Raw genomic sequence first — 24,116 nt, forward strand, 5'->3', positions numbered from 1 at the left:
CCCGGCGCGGCGCGCCGACCTCTCCCCGTGGGGGAGAGGACAGAAGGCGTTCGTTGGCGGCTCCGAGCATCATTGTTCGCTCAAGAGCTTCTGGATAGCAGAGACGAGGTCTTCACGCTTGATTTCGAACTGGCCCGGGCGGGCAGCCTTCCATTCAGCGTTGTCCGTAATGCCTTCTGCGGCTTGCTTGCCAGCAACCAGGTCCTTGATCTGCAAAATGCCCTGTTCGCGTTCCATCGAGCCTTCGATGATCACGGCCGGGGCATTGCGCTTATCGGCATAGGCGACCTGCTTACCAAAGTTCTTGGTGTTGCCCAGGAACATTTCAGCGCGAATGCCAGCGTTGCGCAACTCGGCAACCATGGCCTGATAGCCAGCCATCTGGTCCTTATCCATAACCAGAACCACAACTGGGCCAGCAGGCTCGGTGGTGGCAAGATTGCCCGTGAGTTTGAGCGCATTGGCAAGACGCGAAACGCCGATGGAGAAGCCTGTCGCCGGAACCGGCTCACGACGGAAGCGCGACACCAAACCATCGTAACGACCACCGCCGCCGACAGAACCGAAGACCACGTCCTGGCCCTTTTCGTTCTGCACCTTGAAGGTCAGTTCAACCTCAAAGACAGCGCCGGTGTAATATTCAAGTCCACGCACGACCGATGGGTCGAGAATGACACGACCTCCGAAGCCCGCGGCGTTAACGAGGCCGAAGATCGACGCCAGTTCCTGAACGCCAGCAAGGCCCGCTTCCGAACCACCGATCAGACCTGCGAGGGTGTTGATGGTGGAGATAACGTGCTCGTTGGAGCCCTTTTCAACGCCGTCAGCAGGAATACCGCTGTCGATATAGCCCATGATGGGATCGATCTGCTCAGCAGACAGGCCCGCGCCCTTGGTGAAGTCACCCGACTCGTCCTTACGGCCCGCGCCGAGGAGGAGTTTGACGCCCTCAGGGCCGAACTTATCGAGCTTGTCGATGGCGCGCAAAACGGTGAGCTTTTGCTCGTCCGTGGTGACGCCTGCTGTGGCCAGCACGCCGTCGAGAACCTTGCGGTTGTTGACGCGCACAATGTACTGGCCCTGCAAGCCAAGCGCATCCATGACGTCAGCCATCATCATGCACATTTCGGCGTCCGCTTCCGGACCACCGGCGCCAACAGTGTCGGCGTCAAACTGCATGAACTGACGGAAACGACCCGGACCGGGCTTTTCGTTGCGGAATACATAACCCTGACGGTAGGAGCGATAGGGCTTTGGTAGGGTTTCAAAATTCTCGGCGAAATAGCGAGCGAGCGGCGCCGTGAGATCGTAGCGCAGGCTCATCCACTGTTCGTCGTCGTCCTGCAGCGAGAACACGCCCGCGTTTGGACGGTCGGTGTCGGGCAAAAACTTGCCGAGCGTATCGGTATATTCAAACAGCGGGGTTTCGACCGGGTCAAAACCATAGCGTTCGTACACGGCCTTGATCTTGCCGATCATGGCGCCAACGGCAGCGATATCGCCGGGAGTACGATCTTCGAAACCACGTGGGAGACGTGGCGTGATGAGCTTGGTCTTTTCGGACATGCTTTTAAAACCTGCGGAAAGTCGGCTTGTTCCTAGACGATAGGCCGGGGGGAGACAACAGGGGAGGACAATTGGCACTTGGAGAAAATGATCCAAATGCCCTCCCCGACTCTGATTGGTGTTTGGTGTGAGCGTTAGGCGGCCGGTGGTCCGGCCGCCTTATGATCTCAAACCGAGCCCCTATTGGGGGGATGCAGGCGGTAGGCGTGCAGGTCTACGCCCAACCATTGGGAGCTCAAGTGGTCTTCCGGCGGCAGCCCCACGTCTGCACGCAGGTAATGTGGGACCTCAGGATAGTTTTGCTTTTGCTCAGCCCAAGCACTGATCGCGGCAACTAAAACCGCAATCAGGCCGCGCTGGCGCACAGCATCAGCGATTGAGAACTCCAGCTTCATGATGATTGGAGGCTGGGAAACGGAGGCAATAGACATAGTGATCTTCCGAAGCGTTTTACGCTTCGGCCCTCATTGGATTGAATGAATCGCTGGAGACCAAAGGGGCGCAAAGCGACCCGGTTTCAGCGCGCAAGAGATGTGAAAGTTGAGATATCCGCGGTCAGCATGTGACCTAGGCGACTGGCGAGATTAGACGAGCCAGCTGCGATGGAGACCAAACGAGAAATGGCGATGGAACATTACAGTCATGTTGCGCCTCCTCTGTTTGGCGTTACGGATGACGAATGGATAAGTCACGATCCGGTGTAAGACAATCCATCCAGACACGATCTACTCAGATCATGTCCACGTGTTGCTTTGATACAACGCCAGACGATTTGCTTTACCGCAGAGTAACCAGTTCGTTTGACCTAAAATTTTCGTTTCAGATCGATACTGTAGCTAACACATAAGGTCATAGGCTGGTTGGCGTTACAGCGCGAAGGCGCGCGCAAACCGACCTTTTCTTTGGTGACAGAGATCAGGAGACGTAGGGTGATGCTGCAATTTTGCCGACTGCTACAGCGCTTTCGCCGCGATGACAGCGGCGTCTTTGCAGTTGTATTTGGCATTATGGCAGTTGTCTTGGTGGCCATGGGCGGCGCAGTCGTGGACTACGTGACCCTTGAGCAAGCCCGAACCCGCTCGCAAACGGCACTCGACGCGGCCACATTGGCCCTACAGCCGTCGATCAACGATCCAGCCGAAACCGACGAGACTATCCGCGAAAAGGCCGAGGCGCTGGTGCTGGAGCGGCTCGGTACACAAGGTATCCACGAAGCCAAGATAGATACGGTGGTGGTCAACCGCGACAAGGGCGAGCTGATGCTCTCTGGCAGCTTTGCCGTCGAAACCATTTTCGTCAAACTTGTCGGCGTTGACCTGCTCTACGCGACAATAACCTCGCAAGCCACCAAAGGAATCGCCAATGTCGAAGTGTCGATCGCACTGGATGTCACCGGCTCAATGAGCATCACGCTCCCTTCAGGCGCAACGCGCCTGAAGACTTTGAAAGACGCAACTCACTCGCTCGTCGACACAATCTTGGCGCTCAATAGAACCGGAAACTATGCCAAGGTGGCGCTAGTACCTTATGCGCAGTCGGTCAATGTTGCCCCCTATGAAGAGGCTATCAGAGGCCCGATACGTCCGCGGCGAGACATTCAAACCATTTCATGGACAGCGACCGGCTACCAAGCCATCACGAATATTTCGACCGCCAATCCTGCAGTGTTCACCTCATCCCGGCACGGGCTCAGGGTGAATGATTATGTCTATGTGCGCGACACCGGCGTCAGCAAATTCGATACGCAAAGACTCCGCGTCTCGAGCGTTTCGACAGACACTTTCACCTTGGACATTAGCGGAGGTATCAACTCTGTTGTTGCCAACAAGGGAAGCTTTGCCAAATGCCGCCGCTCGGACTGCATGGCTGTGTTCACCTCGCCGGGGCATGGCTACGCCGAGGGCGAAGAGATATGGGTCCAAGACGTCGCTGGACTGACCAGCTACAATAACCGAAAACACATCATCAGCGCTGTAACCGCCAATAGTTTCGTCATTACGGGCACTGCCCCCAATCGAAACCAAACCCATCAAGCCAACACCGGACGCTTTTGGTGTCGTTGGCAGACCGAGAGTGTCGGCTGCGTCGAATTTGAATTTACCGACATCGGGTACACTCGACGCGTGCAGCAAATCAGCACTTGCGCCACTGAGCGGGCCCGAAACGCCGCTACAGATACGCCGCCAAGCACGACATTTATGGGCCGCAACTATCCCTATATCGATCCAGACCCAGACTATAGCAACGTGTGTAGCTCGAGCAAGATCGTGCCATTGACCACGAGCAAGGCAACGCTCACCTCAGCGATAAACGGCCTGACAGCAGGTGGATCAACCTCTGGGAGCACAGGCATATTGTGGAGCTGGAATATGCTCGCACCAAGTTTTGGTTACGTCTGGCCAACGAGCGCTCCTGCCCCTTATCATCAACGACACCTGATGAAGGCCGCCATCATCATGACCGATGGTGAATTCAACACGGTTCACTGCAATGGTGTCGTTTCAGGGATCAGCAGCACCGGCGGCAGCGGGAATGCCGAAAGAATCAATTGCGCGTCCCCCAACGGCGGCCCTTACAAGCAAGCCAGTGACTACTGTACGGCAATGAAAAACAACACGGGCATACAGGTCTACACAGTCGGCTTTGGAATCACCAAAGGATCACCAGCAGCGATCGCACTTGAAAACTGCGCGTCGAGCCTGGCAAACCATTTTCTCGCTGACAATGCCGCATCGTTGAACGACGCATTCGATCAAATCGCCCGCCAAATCACCGCTTTGAGGCTTACACGGTGATTTGAGTGCACGAGAAGTGTGATTCTTGTGCTGACTCCATTTGGTCATTTCGAGAAATGCTGATAAGGCGTCTTCCCAGAAGCACCAAGCTCACTGCCTGCTCGTCAGGCAACACACCACGTTAGGATAGATTTTTGCAGGTACAGGTTCGCGACAACAATGTCGATCAAGCCCTCCGCGTTCTGAAGAAGCGTCTTCAGCGTGAAGGCATTTTCCGTGAAATGAAGCTCCGCAACTATTTCGAGAAGCCTTCTGAGAAGCGCGTTCGCGAAAAGGGTGAAGCTGTTCGCCGCGCTCGCAAGAATGCTCGCAAGCAGGCAATCCGTGAAGGTCTGATTGCAGCACCAAAGCGCCCAGTGCGCGCAGGCGCTCCAGGCCGTACGGCTAACTAAAAAAATAGCCCGCCCTGTCCGCATCAGCTGACAGGGCAGGCTCTATTCCGAAGCGATTCGGTTTAAACGTGGTCTTTACAGGCCGCGTATTTTTTTGCCTGCAATCAGCAGATCCTGATGCATTTTGGCAATCTGCGCCGGGCCGAAGCTCTGGCCATCCACTTTGAGCAAAGCACCACGCAGGTGCACAGGCGCGGCCTGCTCCATGGCGAAGCGCACCGCATTGCCGGAATTGCGGAAGTGACGCGGGCCCTGTGCCTTCGCCGCTGCGAGATCAGACCCCAGGAACAATTGACCGGGGGTATTCAAAATATTGGTTTTCATCATCTTCATCATCATGTCGTACGGCCAACAAAGCCGGCGTGGACGCGCTATGAGCGCCGTCCGCAGCTAAGTGTCGGCAGGATAGGGAAAGTGTGCGCTGCGGGCCCCAATGGCCGCGATAACCACGCAAAGCCTCAAAAGCTTGGCTTACGAACCGAACTATAAGAGGGGTGAAAGAGTTGCAGACCACTCGCGAAGGCCGAATTGCCGGAGAGCGGAGAGCGGAACCTGACAGGTAGAAATGTAACCAGTCGATACAACACGACGGTTACGTAGGAATGATCGAGCGATTGTTCAAGAGATAGTCGGGAAACAATCGATCAGCGAAGCCGTATAACACGTTTCGCGCGCCCACCATACATCATTGTTATGATTTGGGGGTGGTACCACCTCTCGGGATCGAACCGAGGACCTCTAGATCCACAATCTAGCGCTCTAACCAACTGAGCTAAGGCGGCACACCGTCTGGGGAAGTGCTAAGCATTTCCCTCAACTTGGGCGGAACATACGGTCAGATTTTGCATCTGACAAGCACCGATTTTTAGCTGTGGACAGCGTGTCGCAATGTGCCCGGTTTCCGGCCCTCGTGACCAATAATTAGGGATCGGCACTTAACCATGCGGATAGAACAAAGATGTGATCTTGCGTGTCTGACTGGATTCGTTGTGGTGAGCACGTTATTGAAGTTTCATTAAGTATGCCCAAATCTTGTCCCGAAATGAGACAAGGGTTTAGGCGCTAAGGGATCGGACCGATACGGCCCATGAACGACAGCTGGACGACATTGCCGAATGCGGATCGCGTGCTTGCGCATGCTTCGGATTCGCGGCCGTCATGGCTATGGTCTGGCGATGGACAAACGCTGTTGTGGCACAATGCTGCCGCCGAACTGTTTTTGGCGAAAGTCAAAAAAAGTGGTCTGAAGCGCACCCCCTTGGCCAAACCCATTAAGGGTCAGGTTCAGCGCACGATCCGACTTGGGTCACAAGGCCGTACGAGCCTGGCGCGCATTCAGTTTCTAGCGGGCGAAAAGCCGACCTCTTCGACGTGCGCGACCACGCCCCTCGCTTGGGAAAACGACGAGAGCGTGCTGCTGATCGTTGCCGTTGATCCGATTACCGAAGAGGTTTTTGAGGCAGCGGGCGTTCTTCAGTTCGCTCAAGCTGCTGCCGAAGCCGAGCAACACGCCGTAGAAACCGCGCAGACAGCTGAGGCTTCTGAGGCTCCTGAGGCTCCTGAGGCTCCTGAGGCTCCTGAGGCTCCTGAGGCTCCTGAGGCTGAAACACGCACGGACGAGCCGCAAGCGCTATCGAGTGACGCTCCTCCCGCAACTGACCCTGATGGGCTAGAGGCAGAAGACGCGTCGCTAGAACACCCCCTGCCGCCCATTGAGGCGGACCACACCTATTTGCGTGAACTGGAAAGCTGGCAGGAAACCGACGCCGAAGCGGTTTATGAACCCGCGCCGCGCCCTGACCTCGATCCAAGCATTGATGAGCCTGCGCACTGGCAAGAGGCGCTGGATGCTGACTCCGCGCCGGTGCAAGTCACAGCGCCAGCTCAGCAGGCAACAAAGGTCGCACGCCGTCTCAGCGACCTCGTGGCGAAACTGTCCGAGGGTGATACGCTGTTTGCCCCGCTTACAGAGCGCGACGACACTCCTCCAGCGGTAACACAGCCCGCAGCAGTCACTGACACTCCCGCCACCATCCTCCAACTCGTCCCGGAAGACGAAGCTGTCGAAGCTGTCGAGGCTGTCGAGGCTGTCGAGGCTGTCGAGGCTGTCGAGGCTGTCGAGGCTGTCGAGGCTGTCGAGGCTGTCGAGGCTGTCGAGGCTGTCGAGGCTGTCGAGGCTGTCGAGGCTGTCGAGGCTGTCGAGCAACCGCCTGAGTCGCCAAAACTGTTCAAGATCGTTGGTCGAGGGTTTGTCGCGAGCCACAAGCCGCCTACGCCTTCAGAACCGACGCGCTTTGTGCTGAACAGCGACGGTAGCGAGCCTATCGAGAATCCCCGGAACGAGGCAGACCACGAGCCCCTTGCGGAGCCTGTGCCGGACCTTGAAACCGTCGAGCGCGTCTCGCGCTACAATTTCGATGAACTCTCGCGCATTCTCAATGATCGCGTCGGTGGCTTGCCATCGCAGGAGAATAAGGCCCGCCAGCCCAATGTGCCTCAGGTTGCGGGATCGGGCGCGCTGATCAATCTCGGTGGCGAGACACTGGTGCTCAACCGTTTGCCACTGGGCATTCTCGTGTTCCGCGACCAGCAAATCCTGTTTGCGAACCGCGCTATTACCGCAATGGTGGCCTATGAGAGCGTCGACGCTCTGCGTCAGGCTGGGCTCGGCGCTCTTTTCCCCTCGTTTGGCGGTGAAGACCAGCAGGCTGGCCCGATCAATCATCTTGTGCAGCGCGACGGTACTCTGGTGCCGGTCACCGCGCGCCTTCAGTCCATCTCTTGGCAAGGCCGCCCCGCGCTTATGCTGTCTGCCAGCACGTCTGAAGTGCGCACCAGCCACGAAGATGCTGTGCGAGACTTTGCGCGCAGCTACGCTGATTTGCGCCAGGACGGCTATATCGAGGCGAACCGCTCCGGCGTGATCAGCGATGCCAATGATACGGCCACGCAAACGCTGGGTAGTGGCAAAGCGATTCTGGGCCGTCTGCTCTCCAGCATTGTCGCCGATGAGGACGCCCCTGCCCTTCGCCGCTTCATGGAGCGCCCTGCCCGCTTTGCTGAATCTGCACGTCCATGCCTTGCCCTGCGTATGCGCGATGGCAAAGCCGACCTCTTGCTGTTCGCGCTCGGACAGGCAGGCATAATTTCGGGCTATTTTGGATTTGTGCGGAAGCGCGAAACCATGCCCGTGCGCACCAATTCGAACGATGTTGACCCCGCACTTCTGGGTCGTATCAGCCGTGGCGTACGCCGTCCGCTCAACACCATCATCGGCTTTTCCGACATCATGCGCACCAAGAGTTTTGGTGAGCTGGATGATGATCGCTATGCCGGTTTTGCCGACGATATCGCGCGGGCCGGACAGGAAATTGCGGCGCTCGTCGATGAGCTCGATGACTACTCGCGCTTGCGTGACGGGCGGTACATGCCGCAACGCGCGACGCTTGATCTAACGAGCCTTCTCGAAAGCTGCGTGATCCGCATTCGCGAGCAAGCCAGCACCGCGCGTGTCATCGTGCGCAACGCGATCTCGGAACAACTCCCCCGCGTCACTGCCGACAGAGCATCGCTGGCGCAGGCCGTGCTGAACCTTCTCGCCAGTGCAATCGACCAGACGCCCAAGGGCGGCGCAGTGGTGATTTCGGCGCATCGTCTGGACGATGGGGCTATCGCCATTCAGGTGCGCGACAGCTCGGCCCGAACCGTTGATCTGACAGAACGGTTCGTGGTGTTCCGCGATGGTCTGGATCGCAACGGCAAGAGCCTTGCACCCGTCCGCTCCAGCGTTGGCCTGGCGCTGACCCGCTCGCTTTTGGCGGTCAACACGGTGACACTGACCGTTGATCCGGCAGGCAGCGATGGCATGTTGTTCAGCCTGCGCATCCCTTCTGACCTGATCGACGATCGACCACTCGTCATCGACAGCGAAACACCATTCTCTCCGCAAGCTTAAGCCGAGTGCATAGCGCCTTTGCGGCGCCCACATAGGCGAAAAGTTTGACAGACAGGGGCGATGCGTGCGCAAAGCGTTTTGCCTATACATATCTCTGCCGAGACGTGGACAGTTCGGCCTCAGGAGACACCCATGACGATGACCAAATCCCTAGCGCTGGCCACCGCCGGCCTGATCTTGGCCACCTCCGCCGCTTTGGCGCAACCGAGCGAGCTCAAGCTTGGCGTCGTATTGGAGCCACCAGCGCTCGACCCGACCGCAGGCGCGGCTGAAGCCATCGACATCGTTGTGTTCCAGAACGTGTTTGAGGCGCTTGTGCGCATCGAACAGGATGGATCTGTTTCCCCCGGTCTGGCCAAGAGCTGGAGCGTCTCTGAGGACGGCAAGTCCTACACCTTCGTGCTCAATGAAGGCGTGACCTTCCATGACGGCACGAGCTTTGACGCTGAAGACGTAAAGTTCACCTTTGATCGGATCTTGGCTGACGACAGCGTCAACGCACAGAAGGCGCTGTATCAGGTTATCGACAGCGTCAACGTGATTGATCCGCTCACCGTCGAGTTCACGCTCAAGCGTCAAGATGGCCTGTTTCTCTTCAACATTGGTCGTGGCGACGCTGTGATCGTTGCGCCAGAAAGCGCCGAAAACAACGCGAACGAGCCGATTGGGACCGGGCCGCTGCATTTCGTGCAGTGGGATCGCGGCAGCCGCGTGGTTCTGGAGGCCAATGGCGCCTATTGGGGCAAGCCCTTGGCGCTCACCAAGGTGACCTATCGCTTTATCGGCGATACCGCGACCATGACCAATGCACTGCTCGCAGGCGACATCGACGGCACCAATAATTTTGGTGCGGAGGCGCTGGCTATTTTCGAGAACAATCCGCAGTTCAAGATTGTTACCGGCACGACGGAAGGCGAGACCATTCTCTCGACCAACAACCAGCGTGAACCGTTCACCCTTCTCAAGGTCCGTCAGGCGATGGCCCATGCGATCAATCGTGACGAGCTGGTGGCCGCGACCTATGGTTATGGCACGCCGATTGGCACCCATTTCGCGCCACACCACGCCGACTATCTCGACCTGACCGCGACCTATCCCTATGATTTGGAAAAGGCCAAGGCACTGCTCGCAGAAGCTGGCTTCCCCGATGGCTTCTCGGCAACGCTGAAGCTGCCACCGCCAGCTTATGCACGCACCTCCGGCCAGATCATCGCCAGCGAATTTGCCCAGATCGGCATCAAACTTGAGCTGATCAATATGGAATGGGCGCCTTGGCTGGAGGATGTGTTTGGTAACAAGGATTTCGACCTGACCATCATCAGCCATGTCGAGCCGTTCGATATTGGCATCTATGCCGACCCGAACTACTATTTCGGCTATGATAACCCGGAAGTTCAGGCCCTCAACGAGACGCTGAATGGCACCATCGATCCCGCCGAACGCAAGCGTCTTGTGCAAGAGATCCAAACCATCATCGCCAAGGACGCCGTCAACGGTTACCTCTTCCAGCTGCCACAGACCGGCGTTTGGAACGCCAAGCTCGACGGCATGTGGCAAAACTCGCCGATTGAAGGCGTGGTGTTGCGCGACATTCACTGGACGGAATAAGCGACTGCTACAGGTCAGCCACAACTTTTCGATTTACGGCCTTCCCCGCAACCTCGGGGAAGGTTTTTTGCTGTCGTGATCCTCTATCTCGCCCGCCGCATTGCCGGATTTGCCGCAACGCTCCTGATTGCAGCGCTGGTGATCTTTTTCCTATTGAACTTGCTGCCCGGTGATCCGGCGCGCTTCATTCTGGGCATCAATGCGCGGGAAGAAACCGTCGCTGCGCTGCGCGCTCAAATGGGTCTTGATGCCCCTGCCTATCAGAGGTTTCTCACTTGGGTGTGGGGGATGATGAACGGCGATTTCGGCGTCTCTGCGACGCAAAAGCAGCCGGTGATGCAGCTCATTGTTGAGCGACTGCAGGTGACCTTGCCTCTCACCGTTATCGCTATGATGGTCTCCGTTGTCATTGGTCTGCCCATTGGCATTATGGCCGCGCAGAACCGCGGTAAGCCCGCCGACACGGCGCTGATGATCGCTGCGCAAACGGGTGTCGCCATACCAAACTTCTGGTTCGGCATGTTGCTGACGCTGGTCTTTTCGGTGTCACTGCGCTGGCTGCCAACCGGGGGCTTTACGCCCTGGAGTGAAGATTTTGGCGCAGCGGCGCGCGGCATGATCTTGCCCGGACTCGCGCTTGCCCTGCCTCAGGCATCCATTCTGGCACGTGTCATGCGCACGGCGCTGGTGGATATGGCGGGCCAAGATTTCATTCGCACAGCCCGCGCAAAGGGGCTCACCAAAAGCCAAGCGCTGTGGCGGCATGGGGTACGCAATGCCCTCTTGCCGGTGATGACCATCCTCGGGCTGCAGTTTGCGTTTCTCGTCGCGGGGACCATCATCGTCGAGAATGTTTTCTACCTTCCCGGCCTCGGACGGCTGATTTTTACGGCGATTTCTGAGCGCGACCTCATCCTTGTGAGCGGGACGACAATGGTGCTGGTTTTGGTGGTGAGCCTGACCATGCTGATCACCGACATTGCCTATGTGCTGATTGATCCGCGTTTGCGGGGGCGCACATGAAACATATGCTTCGCCACCCCAGCCTCGTCATTGGCCTCAGCGCCGCGCTCGCGTTTGCGCTTTTGGGGCTGCTCTCGCTCATCTGGACGCCATACCCCATTGAGCAAATCGCCGTGTCACGTCGTTTCCAAGCCATGGGCGCCGAGCATTGGCTTGGTACCGATCAGCTTGGTCGCGACATGCTCTCGCTGATCATGAGTGGCACGCTGACGAGCTTTTCCGTAGCTGCCGTAGGTACACTCATTGGTCTGTGCATCGGTGTGCCGCTAGGCCTTGCAGCCGCGGCTTGGGGCGGCGCGGTTGAATGGCTGGTCTTGCGGTTTTCCGACCTGACGTTCGCCTTTCCATCGGTGATTGTCGCCATTTTGATGACCACACTGATTGGGCCGGGCGAGATCAACGCGATGGTGGCCATTGGTATTTTCAACATACCCGTTTTTGCGCGTGTGGCACGCGGCGGTGCGCTCGCCGTCGCGACGCAGGATTTTGTGTCGGCTGCACGGCTCGCGGGCTTGGGCAATATCGCCATTTCGGCGCGGCATCTGCTGCCCAACATCATGAGCCTGGTCATTGTGCAGGCGACCATTCAGCTCTCGCTCGGCATCCTCTCGGAAGCAGGGCTTTCCTACATTGGTCTTGGCACCCAACCGCCAGCGACCAGCCTCGGGCTGATGCTGCGCGACGCGCAGAGCCTCTTCCTCATTCAGCCCATGCTGAGCATTATTCCAGGGCTCACCATTGTGCTGATCGTCATCGCCCTTAACCTGGCTGGCGATGGACTTCGCGATGCGATTGATCCGCGTCTGCGCCGTGAGGGGCTGTAACCATGGCGCTCATTGAGCTTGAAAATCTCACGATCCACTTTGGCTCCTACGCGGCAGTTGACGGCTTGAGCCTTTCGATTGCCAAGGGAGAGCGCTTCGGCATTATCGGGGAGAGTGGGTCTGGCAAATCGATGACGGCGATGGCCATTGCCGGCCTGTTGCCGGACCTTGCCAAAGTCTCCGGTCGTATTCTGTTCGATGGCGCGCCGCTGCCGCAGAACGAGCAGGACATGGCGCGTCTGCGCGCACAAAACATCGGCTTTGTTTTTCAAGAACCTATGACGGCGCTCAATCCGCTGATGAAAATCGGCAAACAGATTGAAGAAGCTCTTGTGCTCTCTGACGCACCAAAGCGTGGCGACACGGCAATTGCAGCGCTGCTCGACGAGGTCGGGCTTGAGGCCAAACACGCCGAGCGCTATCCGCACCAGCTTTCGGGCGGACAGCGCCAGCGCGCCATGATCGCTATGGCTTTGGCTGGCGAGCCGGAATTGCTGATTGCCGACGAACCAACCTCGGCGCTCGATGTGATCACGCAGCGCAAAGTGCTTGATCTGATCGCAGAGGTGAGCGCGCGGCGGCAAATGACGCTTCTGTTCATCAGCCATGACATCAAGGCTGTGGCGGTGCTCTGCGAGCGCGTGGGCGTTATGCAGAAGGGCAAACTGGTCGAGATCGGCGCCACTGCCGATGTGATTGCCAATGCCAAGGACAGCTATACGCAAAAATTGCTCGAGGCGACGCGCATTGATCGCCTCACCGACGGGACATTTGTCGGCCCCGAGCCCCTTCTGAGCGTGGAAGCGGCGACGCGCGCCTACGCACAGGGCGGACGCTTCTTTGGCCGCCAGGAGCCCCTAAAAGCCGTTTCTGATGTGAGTTTTTCCATTGGCAAAGGCGAGTGCCTAGCGCTCGTTGGCCCGTCGGGCTGTGGCAAGACCACATTGGCGCGCATGATCGTTGGTCTCGACAGCGCCACCTCGGGGCAATTCGTGTTTGATGGCACGCGCTATCACGGCAAAGACCTGCCATCATCGCCCCGCGCCGACATTTCCTTGGTCTTCCAAGATCCCTTCGGGAGCTTTGATCCGCGTATGACCATCGGGCAATCGCTTGGCGAGCCCCTGCCCTTGCGCGGTGCGCTCTCGCCACTTGACCGTCACGCGCGCCTTGTTGAGGCGATCAACGCTGTTGGGCTCGATGCTAAAATGCTCGACCGCTACCCGCATGAATTTTCGGGCGGTCAGCGCCAACGCCTCGCCATTGCACGCGCCATGGTGACGCGACCAAAGCTTGTGGTGCTCGACGAACCGGTGTCCGCCCTCGACGTTTCCGTTCGCGGGGATATTTTGGCGCTGCTGGCAAAACTGCGCGCAGAGCATGGGTTGAGCTATCTCATCATCAGCCACGACCTCGACATGGTTGGCGCTATGGCCGACCGTGTGCTGGTGATGGAAAAGGGCAAAATCGTTGAAGAAGGCGCGCCACAAAAGCTCTTCGCGCAGCCCCAGCACGCTCTGACGAAAGCGCTGGTGGCCGCACGATTGCCCGAGGTTTTCGCCGCTTAACGCGTGTTATGCAGCAAGCCCTGGAAGGCGCGGAAACTGGCCTTGGGCGTGCGCTTTTGCGTTGCGTAATCGACATGCACGAGGCCAAAGCGCTTATTGTAGCCTTCCGCCCATTCGTAATTGTCGAGCAGTGACCAAGCGAAATAGCCACGCACATCGGCGCCTGCTGCCTGAGCCGTGCGCACGGCGTTGAGGTGATCTTCGTAATAGGTTACGCGGCGCGGATCATTGTCGCCTTCGACCTCGGCCATGCCGTTCTCGGTGATGTAGATCGGGATCTTGGTGTATTCGTTGGAGACGCGCACCAAGAGGTCGGTGAGACCCTGCGGGTAAATTTCCCAACCAATATCGGTCTTTTCGAGCGGGCCTTTCACCTGCTCGGCTGGCACATTGGGGTTGGATGAGGCTTTGTAGAGCCCGCGCGTGTAGTAGTTGATGCCGAGCCAATCGAGAGGACGCGAAACAACGCCCATATCGGCCTCATAGTTGGCTGGAAGATAAGGCGCGAGCCACTCGCGCAGCTCCTTGGGATATTCACCCTTAAAGACGCCGCCGAGATACCAACGGTTGAACAGCGCGTCGCCCATGTTGAAGGCGGCAAGGTCTTCGGGCTTGTCGGTGGCCGGTTCGGCCTTTTCCAAGTTCAGCACAATGCCGAGGTTCTTCGTGCCGGTGGCGCGTAGGGCGTCAATGGCGGTGCCATGAGCAAACAGCACATGATGCATAGCCCGTGCTGCCGCGCGTAAGTCGCGATAGCCGGGGGCGTGGGCACCAAGATAATGGCTGAGGAAGGCAACGCACCACGGCTCATTGATCGTGGCTGTGGCGTGTAGGCGATCACCGAATTTTTCCCCGATCAGTGTCGCGTAGTCGCCAAACCAATTGGCAATGTCACGGTTCATCCAGCCGCCACGATCCTGCAGGGTGGATGGCAGATCCCAGTGATAGAGCGTTGAATAGGGTTTGATGCCGCGTTCGAGCATGCCGTCGATGAGACGATCATAAAAGTCGACGCCAGCCTGGTTGATCGCGCCGGTCCCTTCCGGAATGAGGCGCGGCCAAGAGAAGGAAAAGCGATAGGCGTCAAAGCCGCCGTCTCGGATCAGATCGAGATCTTGCGGCCACAGTTCGTAGTGATTGCAGGCGTCGCGGCCGGTGTCACCATTGTGCACATTGCCAGCCGTCGCGGAAAAACTATCCCAAATAGAGGAGCCCCGGCCGTCTTTTTGGCCACCTTCAATCTGATAGGCGGCTGTCGCCACGCCAAAGGTGAAATTGGGACCGAAATCGTGACGATTGAACGAAAACATGGGCACTCCTCCTGCACTGGGGCAATCGGATAGCATTGGCGAAGCCCGTTATGCAATCGATATAAATGCGGTGTGCGAGTTGGTATGCCCCCACCTAACCTCCCCCGAAGTCGGGGGAGGGATTGGGCTGGTGGTGAGCGGGAGATCAGCGCAGCGTGGTGATCACTTTGCGCGCGATGGCGCGATAGGCTTGCGCTTCTGCGCCATCTGGCACTGCAACAACCGGAGGCGTGCCGGCGTCAGAATTTTCGCGGATCGACATGACCAAGGGAATCGCCCCGACAAAGGGAATGCCCATAGTTGCTGCGGCGCGTTCGGCCCCGCCAGAGCCAAAAATATCGTAGCGATTGCCGGTATCAGGCGCGATGAAATAGCTCATGTTTTCGACCAGCCCGAGAACTGGCACCTGCATCTTGCCCAGCATGTCGATGGCCTTTTGCGCGTCGATGAGCGCCAAGTCCTGAGGCGTTGAGACAATCACCACACCATCAACAATAGTTTGCTGGAAAAGGGCGATGTGGATGTCGCCGGTGCCGGGCGGCAGGTCGATGACCAAAACGTCGAGATCGCCCCAATCGGTTTCGCGCAGCAATTGGCGCAGCGCCGAGGTCGCCATTGGTCCGCGCCACACAACCGCCTGCCCGTCGACCAACATCGAGCCGATCGACATAACTTTTAAGCCATAGGCTTCGTGGGGCGTGAAAATGCCGTCATCGCGAATGGCGGACTTGCCTTCAAGGCCGAGCAGTTTTGGTACGGAGGGGCCATAAAGGTCCGCGTCCAAAATGCCGACTTTTAGGCCTTCGGCGGCGAGCGAGAGCGCAAAGTTCACTGACGTGGTGGATTTGCCAACGCCCCCCTTGCCCGAACCAACGCCGATGATGCGCTTGATCCCATCGACCTTGGTTTTGCCCGGCGGTGTGGCCTTGCCATGCGAGAATTTTGCGACATTGGGCTTGTCACCCGTCACCGACACCAGAACTTTGCGGTCGCCACCAAGGGCTTGCGCGCGTTTAACCGCTTGCTCCCGCGTTGGCCCAAACGCGGCTTCCATGCCCGGCGCGACCGCAATCGCAAATGCGATGGCGCTCGGGGTGACGATAACTTCGGAAAGCCCGGCATAGCTGGCGAGATCGCCGCCGCCGGGAATTTCGACCTCAGAAAGCGCGGCTTTAATGCGGGCGGCCAGTTCTACGTCAGCCATGGCGCTGCAATTCCTCGTTCTGGATCAAAAAATGATGCACCCACACAGAGGCGGGTGCATCAGCATACATCAGCTAAGACGCTTAGCGGCTAACGGCCAGAATAGCGTCAGCAAGTTCACCCATCTTCGCTTCCGGCAGGCCGGCAACGTTGATGCGGCTGTCGCCAGTCATGTAGACGCCGTTTTCCTGCTTGAGCTTTTCGACCGCTTCATTGGTCAAGCCAAGCAGCGAGAACATGCCACGGTGGCTCGAGACGAAGTCGAAGTCCGTGCTGTTGGAGCGTTCGCGGATCGCTGCGGAAAGCTTTTCGCGCAGATAGATCATGCGATTGCGCATTTCGGTCAGCTCGGTTTCCCACTCGGCCCGCAGCGCGGCGTCGGTGAGAATGGTGCGGATCACTTCAGCGCCGTGATCAGGTGGCTGCGAATAGGCGCCACGAACGACATTGAGCATCTGCGAATTGGCAATATCGGCTTCAGCGGCATTGCGGGCAACCAAAATGGCCGCACCAACGCGTTCCTTGTAGAGGCCAAAATTCTTCGAGCCCGAGAAGGCGAGAACGGCTTCTGGCACGGAAGCGATGACCTTACGAGTGCCATAGGCGTCAGCTTCGATGCCATCGCCAAAGCCGAGATAGGCCAGATCGATAAAGGGCAGTGCGCCAGTGCGGGCGAGGCTATCAGCGACCTGATCCCACTGGGCTGGGGTCAGGTTTGCGCCGGTTGGGTTGTGGCAGCAGCCGTGCAGCAGCACAACATCGCCAGCCTTGAGGCCATTGAGTGTCGCGAGCATCTCGTCGAACTTTACGCCACGCGTTTCAGTGTCGAAGTACGGATAGGTCTTGAGATCAAAACCGGCCTGCTTTGCCATTGGCACGTGGTTGGCCCAAGTTGGGTCAGACACATAGAACGAAGCACCCGGGCGCGCGCGGGTGATCAGCTGCATCAGCACCCAGAGCGAACCTGTGCCGCCTGGTGTCTGCGCGATACGAACACGCGAGCGATCCAGGCCATCTTCAAAGATGAGATCGAGCACAGCGGCGCCAAAGCCCTTGTTGCCAGCGATGCCAAGGTAGGTTTTGGTTTTTTCGTTCGAAAGAATACGCTCTTCAGCTTTACGAACCGAAGTCATGACCGGGGTCACGCCCTTCTCGTCTTTGTAAACGCCTACGCCAAGATCGATCTTGGTGGAACGCTGGTCAGCGGCATATTCGCCCATGAGCGCAAGGATCTTGTCGCTAGGGGCCTGAGTAAGTGTTTCGAACATTGTGCTTCGTCCGGTGAAAAGGCACGGCCTTTATAGGCCGGGCCGGGATTTTTGCAATTGCAAGCTGGGCAAGAAGCGTTCGCCTCTCGCGCGGACTTAACCGCGCCGGGATACGCCCAGATTTTGCAGCTGGGCTGTGAGCTGGGGAACGATCTCAAAAAGATCACCAATCAGAGCGACATCAGCGATTTTAACAATCGGGGCCTCTGGGTCCTTGTTGATAGCGATGATCTTCTTGGCCCCCTGAATACCTGCCAAATGCTGCAAGGCTCCAGAGATGCCGACGGCTATATAAATATCTGGAGCGATGATTTTGCCGGTTTGGCCGACCTGCCAATCATTGGGGGCGTAGCGGGCATCAACCGCCGCGCGAGTCGCACCAACGGCGGCACCCAACACAGCGCCAAGATTTTCGATGAGCTTGAACCCCTCAGCCGATCCGACCGAGACGCCACCACCCACGACGATTTGTGCCGTCGAAAGATCTGGCACATCACTTTCAGTGCGGTGCTGCGCGATCAATCGGGCTGCTGCGGGGACAGTGGAAGAAAGGGTTTCGACAAGCGCCGAACCAGTTCCGGCGACAGGGCGGAAGGCAGAGGCCCGGACGGTGAGGACATGCTTTGCCTGACTGTCAGAAACCGTTTCGAGCGCATTGCCGGCATAAACCGGGCGCACGAAGCGAGCGGGGCCCTCGATGGCTATAATGTCGGTAACCGGTTGAATGTCGAGTTTTGCAGCGAGGCGCGGCATCACATCCTTGCCTACGCTCGAAGCGCTGGCGACGATGTAGTCATAGTTAGGCGCGAGGCTTTCGAGCAGCGCAGCGATGGCTTTGGCCTCAAGCGGAACGGCCGCTGAAATCACCTTAGCGACACCCTGTAGAGCGGACGCGGCCGATGTTGCTGCAGGATCAAGCACCAATAGATCAACCGCGCCGAGTTGTGCGGCCGCGCCAACGACGCGCGCTGTTGCGGGCGAAAGCTGGGTGTTGTCGAGATCAGCGAGAACAAGAACGCTCATTAGATTGCCTCCAGCTCGTTGATATCTGCCGCGATAATGGCGGCCAGCTCGGCCGCAGACGCAACACTTGTCCCGGCGACGCGCTCGGGCGGCGGTGTTGTTTTTTCCACGGTCAGGCGCGGGGTGAGGTCAACGCCGAATTCACTCACGGCGCGAACAGCGAGCGGCTTGGATCGCGCCTTCATGACCATGGGAAGTGCCGCATTGCGCGGGGTGTTGAGGCGTAGGTCAGCGGTGACAATGGCCGGCAAACTGAGCGCGATCGTCTCGCGCCCATAATCCACTTCGCGGGTGACTTCCAAATCACTGCCCGCAATTTTGATCTCGGATGCGAATGTCGCCTGCGGCCGATCGGTCAGCGCTGCCAACATTTGCCCAACGTGATTGCTGTCATCATCGACGGCCTGCTTGCCCAAAAGCACGAGATCAGGCTGTTCTTCCTCGACGACCTTAGCCAACAGCTTGGCGATGGTCAGCGTTTCTAATGCCTGATCGGTTTCGACCAGAATGCCACGATGCGCGCCCATGGCGAGGGCGGTGAGGATGACGTCATTGGCAGGTTTTGGGCCGATGGAGACGATCACCACCTCAGTGGCGTGACCAGCCCCCGCCAATTGCACAGCAGCTTCAACCGCGTGCTTACAGAACGGGTTCATCGACATGCGGACGCCCGTGGTTTCGACGCCCGTACCATCGGGGCGAACGCGAATGCGTACGTTATGGTCGACCACACGTTTTACCGCGACGAGGATTTTCATGAGCTACTCCGTCATACCGGAGTTTCAATCGCAAAAATGGCTTGGGCGAGCAACCCAAAGCAAAGGAAATTTGGGCTAAGGCCGTCAGCTTTGTTGGAAAAGCAAACCGCTCTGTAAGCCTTTGCCGCCTCCGCTACTCGGAAAGGCACAAAATACACTTGCACCAGCGCCGCCATGGCGCGCAAAAACTTGACGGCGAGGGACAGGACAGAGACACTGCCATGTCTTCCCCTGCTTTGGTTTGCCTATGCCTATCCTCAACCGCATTGCTGAATTCCATGACGAAATCACCGCTTGGCGCCGCGACCTGCACGCCCATCCGGAGATTTTGTTCGACGTTCATCGCACTGCGGGCATTGTCGCCGAAAAACTCAAGGAATTCGGCGCGGACGAGGTGGTAACAGGCGTTGGCCGTACTGGCGTTGTGGCTGTCATCAACGGGCGCACCAACACTTCGGGGCGCTCGATTGGGCTGCGCGCCGATATGGATGCGCTGACGATTTTCGAGAAGACCAGCGCGCCATATGCCTCCACCGTGGAAGGAAAGATGCACGCCTGTGGGCATGACGGTCACACCTCCATGCTGCTCGGCGCTGCAAAATATCTGGCAGAGACACGCAATTTTGATGGTCGTGTCGTGCTGATTTTCCAGCCAGCCGAAGAAGGCGGCGGCGGCGGCAAGGTCATGCTTGACGATGGTCTGCTCGAGCGCTTCCCGGTCGATGAATTCTACGGCATGCACAATTGGCCCGGACTGCCGCTCGGCCATTTCGCCATTCGGACGGGCGGCATCATGGCCGCTACTGATCGGTTCTACATCACCATCAATGGCCAGGGTGGCCACGCGGCGCGTCCTCAGCAGACCATCGACCCGATCATAGTGGCGACCCAAATGGTCACCGCCTTGCAGTCTATCGTCTCCCGCAATTTGAGCCCGCTGGATAACGCTGTGCTCAGCGTCACCATGATCGAGGCGGGTGAAGCGGACAACGTCATATCCAGCACGGCAAAAGTAACCGGTACAGTGCGGACGCTCGATGGAAAGGTCCAAGACTTCATTGAGCAGCGCCTCACCGAATTGGTTCCCCAATTTGCCCAGAGCTTTGGCGCGACTGCGTCCATTCGGTATGCACGCGGCTACCCTGTCACCGTCAATACCGCCGATCAGACCGCCTTCGCTGCCGCTGTTGCGCGCGATGTCGTTGGCCCCGACCGGGTAAACGACGATTGCGAACCCTCTATGGGCGGGGAAGATTTCTCCTTCATGCTCAATGAGCGTCCCGGTGCTTACATTTTCATCGGCAATGGCCCGAGCAGCGAATTACACACCGACACTTACGACTTCAACGATGATGCCATTCCTGTCGGCGTGAGCTACTGGGCGCGGCTCATCGAAAAAGCACTGCCCGTCCGCTAAGGATATCGTTGATACACACCCAGACCGTCTCTTGTTCCAAGAGGCGGTTTTTTGAAGCACCACGCCACTGCCCCCGCGTATGGCGTGTCTGAGAGCCCAGATGTCCGCACCAGCCTCACCGTCCGCCGCACGAAGCGGGGTGCTCACGCTTGCCACTCTGCTGATTGCCATTTTGGGCGGGGTCAGTGCCGAGTTCATCGGCTTTCCAGCAGGCTGGCTGATGGGCAGCGCAATCAGCGTCAGTATTGCGGCGATAGTCAAATTCCCGGTCACCGTGCCCGATTGGTTGCGTGACCTCATTTTTGTATTCATTGGCGTTTCTATGGGCGCCAGCGTCGCGCCCAATAGTCTGGAGTTGCTCGGACAATGGCCGGTGTCGCTGGCAGCGCTGGCGCTCGAGTTGATCATCATCGTGCTGGTCACTGGCTGGCTGCTGACCAAGCTTTTTAAACTCGATGCGGGCACAGCCTATTTGAGCTCGTTTCCGGGCCACCTGTCGTTCGTTCTAGGGATTGCCGCAACCGGCATCGGCAATCCCCGACAGATCGTCATCATCCAGGTGATGCGCGTTCTGTTCCTCACCATCGCAGTCCCCATCGGCGCGATGTTCCTGCCCGTGCAAGCGCCTGATCTGGCGGCAGGCGGAGATCCCCTTTCTATAGCCCAGATCTTGCTGCTCGCGCTGTGCTGCGCCCTCGTGGGCCTCGTTTTCGTGAAACTGAAAATCCCCGCAGGCATGGTACTGGGTGCTATGGCGGCCGCAACAATCGCCAAGCTGGGTGGCGCCTACAGCCAGCCCCTGCCCGACCAACTCGTCGTCACCATCTTCATCCTCACCGGAGCCTTGATCGGCTCGCGGTTCATAGGCATCACCTGGCTAGAATTTAAAGCCGCTGCGCTCGGTGGCGTCATCGCCACGGCCGTGATGTTAGTGATCGTCACCGCCATGGCCTATGGCGTTGCGCAATTGGTCGACATTCCCATGGCGCAAATTTGGCTCGCCCTTTCGCCCGGTGCACTCGAAGGCGTCGGCGCTTTGGCGATTGCCATGGGCTATGACACCGCCTTCATCGCGGCGCATCACGTCATCCGTCTGCTGCTTTTGAGTTTCGCTATTCCAACTGTTGCCTTGCTCATTCGCCGCTTGGAGGCAAAAGAAAAGGGGTACTAATGCCCCCTCTCCCCCCGGTCAATGAGCTAACCTCCAATTGGCGGAGCAATTCACTCCTCCGCAACCGCAGGGGCTGGCGCTCGATACGCCACCGAACCTTCGCCCGCAGGCACTAGCAAAACCGCCGTTCCGTTCGGCCCCAAATCAATCGCTGTACCGCTCACAACCGCATTGTGACTAACCGGCTCTAGCGCCAAATCGCCGCCTGCAAGGTCCACCGACCGCGCTTCCGGCGATAGGTTGAAGACGCAGATCACATCCTGATCTCCTGCCGAGCGGCGGAAAGCAAGGACTGGCTCGTCGGTGTCAAAGAATGCGATATCACCCGTCAGCAGCGCCGGATGCGCTTTCCGCCACGCAATCAGCTTGCGGAAGAAATTGAGGGTCGAGCTTGGATCGGCGTTCTGAACGTCAACCGCAAGTTCCAAATGCGCGTGCTTAATCGGCAGCCATGGCGTTCCCGATGTGAACCCACCATGTGTTTTATGGGCCTGCCACGGCATGGGTGTGCGGCAGCCGTCGCGCCCCTTATCACCAGGCCAGAAGCGCTTCCCACGCGGGTCAACCAGTTCTTCAAAGCGAATATCAGCCTCAGGCAGGCCCAGTTCTTCGCCCTGATAAATGCCGACTGTGCCCTTGACGGTCATGACCAGAACCGCGGCCTGCCGGCTCAGATCCTCGCGCGACACAGCATGCTGGGCCCAACGGGTCATCGGGCGAATAACGTCGTGATTGGAGAGGCTCCAACACGGCCAACCCGTTTCACCACCCGCAAAAAATGCTTCCAACTTCGAGCGGAAGTGTTCGGCCGTAAAGATGGGGCTCAGGAAATCGAAAGAATAGCACATGTGCAGCAGATCAGTGCCGGAGGTATAAGCCTTCATCAGCTCAACCCCACGCTCATCATCGCCCACCTCGCCGACCGAAGTCGCGCCGGGATATTCGTTCAGCAGCGCCCGCACGCGCTTCAACCAAGCGACATTGTCCGGTTGAGACTTATCAAAGTGGTGGGACTGCATGTCGTAAGGGTTGGTGAGCGGCTGCCCATCGGGAGTCGGCAAGGCGGGGTTCGAGCGGAGCTTTGCGTCATGGAAATAGTAGTTCACCGTGTCGAGACGGAACCCATCTAGTCCACGGTTGAGCCAGAACCGCATTGTATCCAACACCGCGTCTTGAACATCGGGGTTATGGAAGTTGAGGTCAGGCTGGGAAGTCAGAAAATTGTGCAGGTAATACTGCTTACGCGCCGTGTGCCATTCCCAGGACGACCCACCAAAAACCGAGAGCCAGTTATTTGGAGGCGAGCCATCTGCTTTGGCGTCGGCCCAGACATACCAGTCGGCCTTTGCGTTATCGCGTGAGAAAGCAGATTCCTTAAACCATGGGTGCTGATCAGAGGTATGGCTCACCACCTGATCCATAATCACCTTGATCCCAAGGCTATGCGCCTTCCCGATCAACACGTCGAAATCTTCCAAGGTCCCAAACAGCGGGTCGACCTGCTTATAGTCAGACACGTCATAACCCATGTCCGCTTGCGGCGATTGGGTGATCGGCGACAGCCAAATGCAGTCGACACCGAGACTTGCGATATGATCGAGCCGGTCGATGATGCCGGGAAGATCACCCATCCCGTCGCCACTGCTATCCTCAAACGATCTGGGGTAGACCTGATAAATAACCCCGCCACGCCACCACTCAGTCATCGTCCGCATGCCTCATCTAAGCCGCGCCCAAAGCGCTTTGAATGCTTGCTACACTAATCTGTTCTCTGCGGTCTGTTAACTGCCCATCACGCAGCTGTGGTCGACGCGCGCGAGATGATAATTCGGCGCCAAAGATCCCAAAACCATGAGGCCATAAGAACTTATGGAACTTCATGACCATAGTCCTCTACCGCCCTGGCGGATGGAGCTATTTCAATTATCGGAAGCACCCCTTCTAACCTCTCCCTCTGGGGAGAGGCCGACGCGGAGCGTCGGGTGAGGGGGCCTTCCACAAGCCCCATGTGAGACCACCGACAGGTACCTGCCACCACGTTGCCAACGCAAAAAGCCCCGCTGGTGAGCGGGGCTTTTTGTATTTGGTTTTGATGATCGTGAAGAGAATTTATGTTTTTGGCAGACCTTGCAGTGACCTACTCTCCCAAGTCTTGAGACTTAGTACCATTGGCGCGGAGGAATTTGACGGTCGAGTTCGGGATGGGATCGGGTCTTGGGCTCCTCGCAAGAACCA

18 protein-coding genes, 1 tRNA gene and 1 rRNA gene are annotated in these 24,116 nt (G+C 58.0%); 9 read left to right on the forward strand and 11 right to left on the reverse strand.

The window, feature by feature from the left end; all coding sequences use genetic code 11:
* Positions 1-69: 69 nt before the first annotated feature.
* Both hisS and JHL21_RS08815 read right to left on the reverse strand, forming a co-directional pair.
* Positions 70-1,566: a histidine--tRNA ligase gene (hisS, locus tag JHL21_RS08810; protein ID WP_169195807.1), complete on the reverse strand. Its 1,497-nt coding sequence runs from the start codon at positions 1,564-1,566 to the stop codon at positions 70-72.
* Between the two features lie 167 nt (positions 1,567-1,733).
* Positions 1,734-1,997, reverse strand: coding sequence for a hypothetical protein (locus JHL21_RS08815; RefSeq protein WP_199531256.1), 264 nt, complete (start codon positions 1,995-1,997; stop codon positions 1,734-1,736).
* A 501-nt stretch (positions 1,998-2,498) separates the two neighbouring features.
* Here JHL21_RS08815 and JHL21_RS08820 point away from each other — a divergent pair.
* Entirely contained in the window at positions 2,499-4,361 is a 1,863-nt protein-coding gene (locus tag JHL21_RS08820; protein ID WP_200213011.1) for a pilus assembly protein, read from the forward strand.
* Positions 4,362-4,495: 134 nt separating this feature from the next.
* On the forward strand, positions 4,496-4,753 hold the full coding sequence (gene rpsU, locus JHL21_RS08825) for a 30S ribosomal protein S21 (protein ID WP_169195804.1): 258 nt from the start codon (positions 4,496-4,498) through the stop codon (positions 4,751-4,753).
* A gap of 75 nt (positions 4,754-4,828) precedes the next feature.
* On the opposite strand, the gene JHL21_RS08830 is transcribed toward rpsU, so the two are convergent.
* Positions 4,829-5,080 carry a hypothetical protein gene (locus JHL21_RS08830; protein WP_169195803.1) on the reverse strand — a complete coding sequence of 84 codons (252 nt, stop codon included), beginning with the start codon at positions 5,078-5,080 and terminating at the stop codon, positions 4,829-4,831.
* A gap of 378 nt (positions 5,081-5,458) precedes the next feature.
* Positions 5,459-5,535 (reverse strand) — tRNA-His (locus JHL21_RS08835).
* 305 nt (positions 5,536-5,840) lie between these two features.
* Between JHL21_RS08835 and JHL21_RS17635 the strand changes: the two genes are divergently transcribed.
* From JHL21_RS17635 to JHL21_RS08860, 5 genes are all read left to right on the forward strand, one after another.
* Entirely contained in the window at positions 5,841-8,708 is a 2,868-nt protein-coding gene (locus JHL21_RS17635; RefSeq protein ID WP_216860351.1) for a histidine kinase dimerization/phospho-acceptor domain-containing protein, read from the forward strand.
* Between the two features lie 132 nt (positions 8,709-8,840).
* A complete protein-coding gene (locus JHL21_RS08845) occupies positions 8,841-10,316 on the forward strand; it encodes an ABC transporter substrate-binding protein (protein ID WP_200213012.1) in 1,476 nt (491 codons plus the stop codon).
* A gap of 75 nt (positions 10,317-10,391) precedes the next feature.
* Positions 10,392-11,339 (forward strand): ABC transporter permease, encoded by a 948-nt coding sequence (locus tag JHL21_RS08850; RefSeq protein WP_200213013.1) that lies wholly within the window; start codon positions 10,392-10,394, stop codon positions 11,337-11,339.
* The gene (locus tag JHL21_RS08855) at positions 11,336-12,163 is read left to right on the forward strand and encodes an ABC transporter permease (protein ID WP_199531252.1); all 828 of its coding nucleotides are present in this window, start codon (positions 11,336-11,338) and stop codon (positions 12,161-12,163) included. The genes JHL21_RS08850 and JHL21_RS08855 overlap by 4 nt, the downstream gene beginning before the upstream one ends.
* Positions 12,164-12,165: 2 nt before the next feature.
* Positions 12,166-13,731 carry an ABC transporter ATP-binding protein gene (locus tag JHL21_RS08860; RefSeq protein ID WP_200213016.1) on the forward strand — a complete coding sequence of 522 codons (1,566 nt, stop codon included), beginning with the start codon at positions 12,166-12,168 and terminating at the stop codon, positions 13,729-13,731.
* On the opposite strand, the gene JHL21_RS08865 is transcribed toward JHL21_RS08860, so the two are convergent.
* From JHL21_RS08865 to JHL21_RS08885, 5 genes are all read right to left on the reverse strand, one after another.
* Positions 13,728-15,041: a GH1 family beta-glucosidase gene (locus JHL21_RS08865; RefSeq protein WP_200213017.1), complete on the reverse strand. Its 1,314-nt coding sequence runs from the start codon at positions 15,039-15,041 to the stop codon at positions 13,728-13,730. The two genes, JHL21_RS08860 and JHL21_RS08865, sit on opposite strands and share 4 nt — an antisense overlap.
* Positions 15,042-15,186: 145 nt before the next feature.
* The gene (locus tag JHL21_RS08870; protein WP_200213018.1) at positions 15,187-16,245 is read right to left on the reverse strand and encodes an Mrp/NBP35 family ATP-binding protein; all 1,059 of its coding nucleotides are present in this window, start codon (positions 16,243-16,245) and stop codon (positions 15,187-15,189) included.
* An 82-nt stretch (positions 16,246-16,327) separates the two neighbouring features.
* Positions 16,328-17,512 (reverse strand): amino acid aminotransferase, encoded by a 1,185-nt coding sequence (locus tag JHL21_RS08875; RefSeq protein ID WP_200213019.1) that lies wholly within the window; start codon positions 17,510-17,512, stop codon positions 16,328-16,330.
* Between the two features lie 96 nt (positions 17,513-17,608).
* Entirely contained in the window at positions 17,609-18,535 is a 927-nt protein-coding gene (locus JHL21_RS08880) for an electron transfer flavoprotein subunit alpha/FixB family protein (protein ID WP_200213020.1), read from the reverse strand.
* Positions 18,535-19,293 (reverse strand): electron transfer flavoprotein subunit beta/FixA family protein, encoded by a 759-nt coding sequence (locus JHL21_RS08885; RefSeq protein ID WP_200213022.1) that lies wholly within the window; start codon positions 19,291-19,293, stop codon positions 18,535-18,537. The genes JHL21_RS08880 and JHL21_RS08885 overlap by 1 nt, the downstream gene beginning before the upstream one ends.
* 247 nt (positions 19,294-19,540) lie before the next feature.
* On the opposite strand from JHL21_RS08885, the gene JHL21_RS08890 reads away from it, so the two are divergent.
* Complete coding sequence (locus tag JHL21_RS08890) at positions 19,541-20,710, forward strand: M20 aminoacylase family protein (protein ID WP_200213023.1); 1,170 nt, start codon at positions 19,541-19,543, stop codon at positions 20,708-20,710.
* A 100-nt stretch (positions 20,711-20,810) separates the two neighbouring features.
* Entirely contained in the window at positions 20,811-21,881 is a 1,071-nt protein-coding gene (locus tag JHL21_RS08895) for an AbrB family transcriptional regulator (protein WP_200213024.1), read from the forward strand.
* Positions 21,882-21,931: 50 nt separating this feature from the next.
* On the opposite strand, the gene JHL21_RS08900 is transcribed toward JHL21_RS08895, so the two are convergent.
* On the reverse strand, positions 21,932-23,596 hold the full coding sequence (locus JHL21_RS08900; protein ID WP_367948171.1) for an alpha-glucosidase family protein: 1,665 nt from the start codon (positions 23,594-23,596) through the stop codon (positions 21,932-21,934).
* Positions 23,597-24,005: 409 nt separating this feature from the next.
* Positions 24,006-24,116: ribosomal RNA gene (rrf, locus tag JHL21_RS08905) — 5S ribosomal RNA — on the reverse strand; the annotation flags it as partial.

Source organism: Devosia sp. WQ 349K1, assembly GCF_016595685.1.
GTDB lineage: Bacteria > Pseudomonadota > Alphaproteobacteria > Rhizobiales > Devosiaceae > Devosia.

Bases quoted from the DNA above. Each gene is read 5' to 3' on its own strand.
- JHL21_RS17635 (WP_216860351.1), top strand. From the start codon at position 5,841: ATGAACGACAGCTGGACGACATTGCCGAATGCGGATCGCGTGCTTGCG.
- JHL21_RS08845 (WP_200213012.1), top strand. From the start codon at position 8,841: ATGACGATGACCAAATCCCTAGCGCTGGCCACCGCCGGCCTGATCTTG.
- JHL21_RS08830 (WP_169195803.1), bottom strand. From the start codon at position 5,080: ATGATGAAAACCAATATTTTGAATACCCCCGGTCAATTGTTCCTGGGG.
- JHL21_RS08855 (WP_199531252.1), top strand. From the start codon at position 11,336: ATGAAACATATGCTTCGCCACCCCAGCCTCGTCATTGGCCTCAGCGCC.
- hisS (WP_169195807.1), bottom strand. From the start codon at position 1,566: ATGTCCGAAAAGACCAAGCTCATCACGCCACGTCTCCCACGTGGTTTC.
- JHL21_RS08890 (WP_200213023.1), top strand. From the start codon at position 19,541: ATGCCTATCCTCAACCGCATTGCTGAATTCCATGACGAAATCACCGCT.
- JHL21_RS08900 (WP_367948171.1), bottom strand. From the start codon at position 23,596: ATGCGGACGATGACTGAGTGGTGGCGTGGCGGGGTTATTTATCAGGTC.
- JHL21_RS08820 (WP_200213011.1), top strand. From the start codon at position 2,499: ATGCTGCAATTTTGCCGACTGCTACAGCGCTTTCGCCGCGATGACAGC.
- JHL21_RS08895 (WP_200213024.1), top strand. From the start codon at position 20,811: ATGTCCGCACCAGCCTCACCGTCCGCCGCACGAAGCGGGGTGCTCACG.
- JHL21_RS08860 (WP_200213016.1), top strand. From the start codon at position 12,166: ATGGCGCTCATTGAGCTTGAAAATCTCACGATCCACTTTGGCTCCTAC.
- JHL21_RS08875 (WP_200213019.1), bottom strand. From the start codon at position 17,512: ATGTTCGAAACACTTACTCAGGCCCCTAGCGACAAGATCCTTGCGCTC.
- JHL21_RS08870 (WP_200213018.1), bottom strand. From the start codon at position 16,245: ATGGCTGACGTAGAACTGGCCGCCCGCATTAAAGCCGCGCTTTCTGAG.
- JHL21_RS08885 (WP_200213022.1), bottom strand. From the start codon at position 19,293: ATGAAAATCCTCGTCGCGGTAAAACGTGTGGTCGACCATAACGTACGC.
- JHL21_RS08880 (WP_200213020.1), bottom strand. From the start codon at position 18,535: ATGAGCGTTCTTGTTCTCGCTGATCTCGACAACACCCAGCTTTCGCCC.
- JHL21_RS08865 (WP_200213017.1), bottom strand. From the start codon at position 15,041: ATGTTTTCGTTCAATCGTCACGATTTCGGTCCCAATTTCACCTTTGGC.
- JHL21_RS08815 (WP_199531256.1), bottom strand. From the start codon at position 1,997: ATGTCTATTGCCTCCGTTTCCCAGCCTCCAATCATCATGAAGCTGGAG.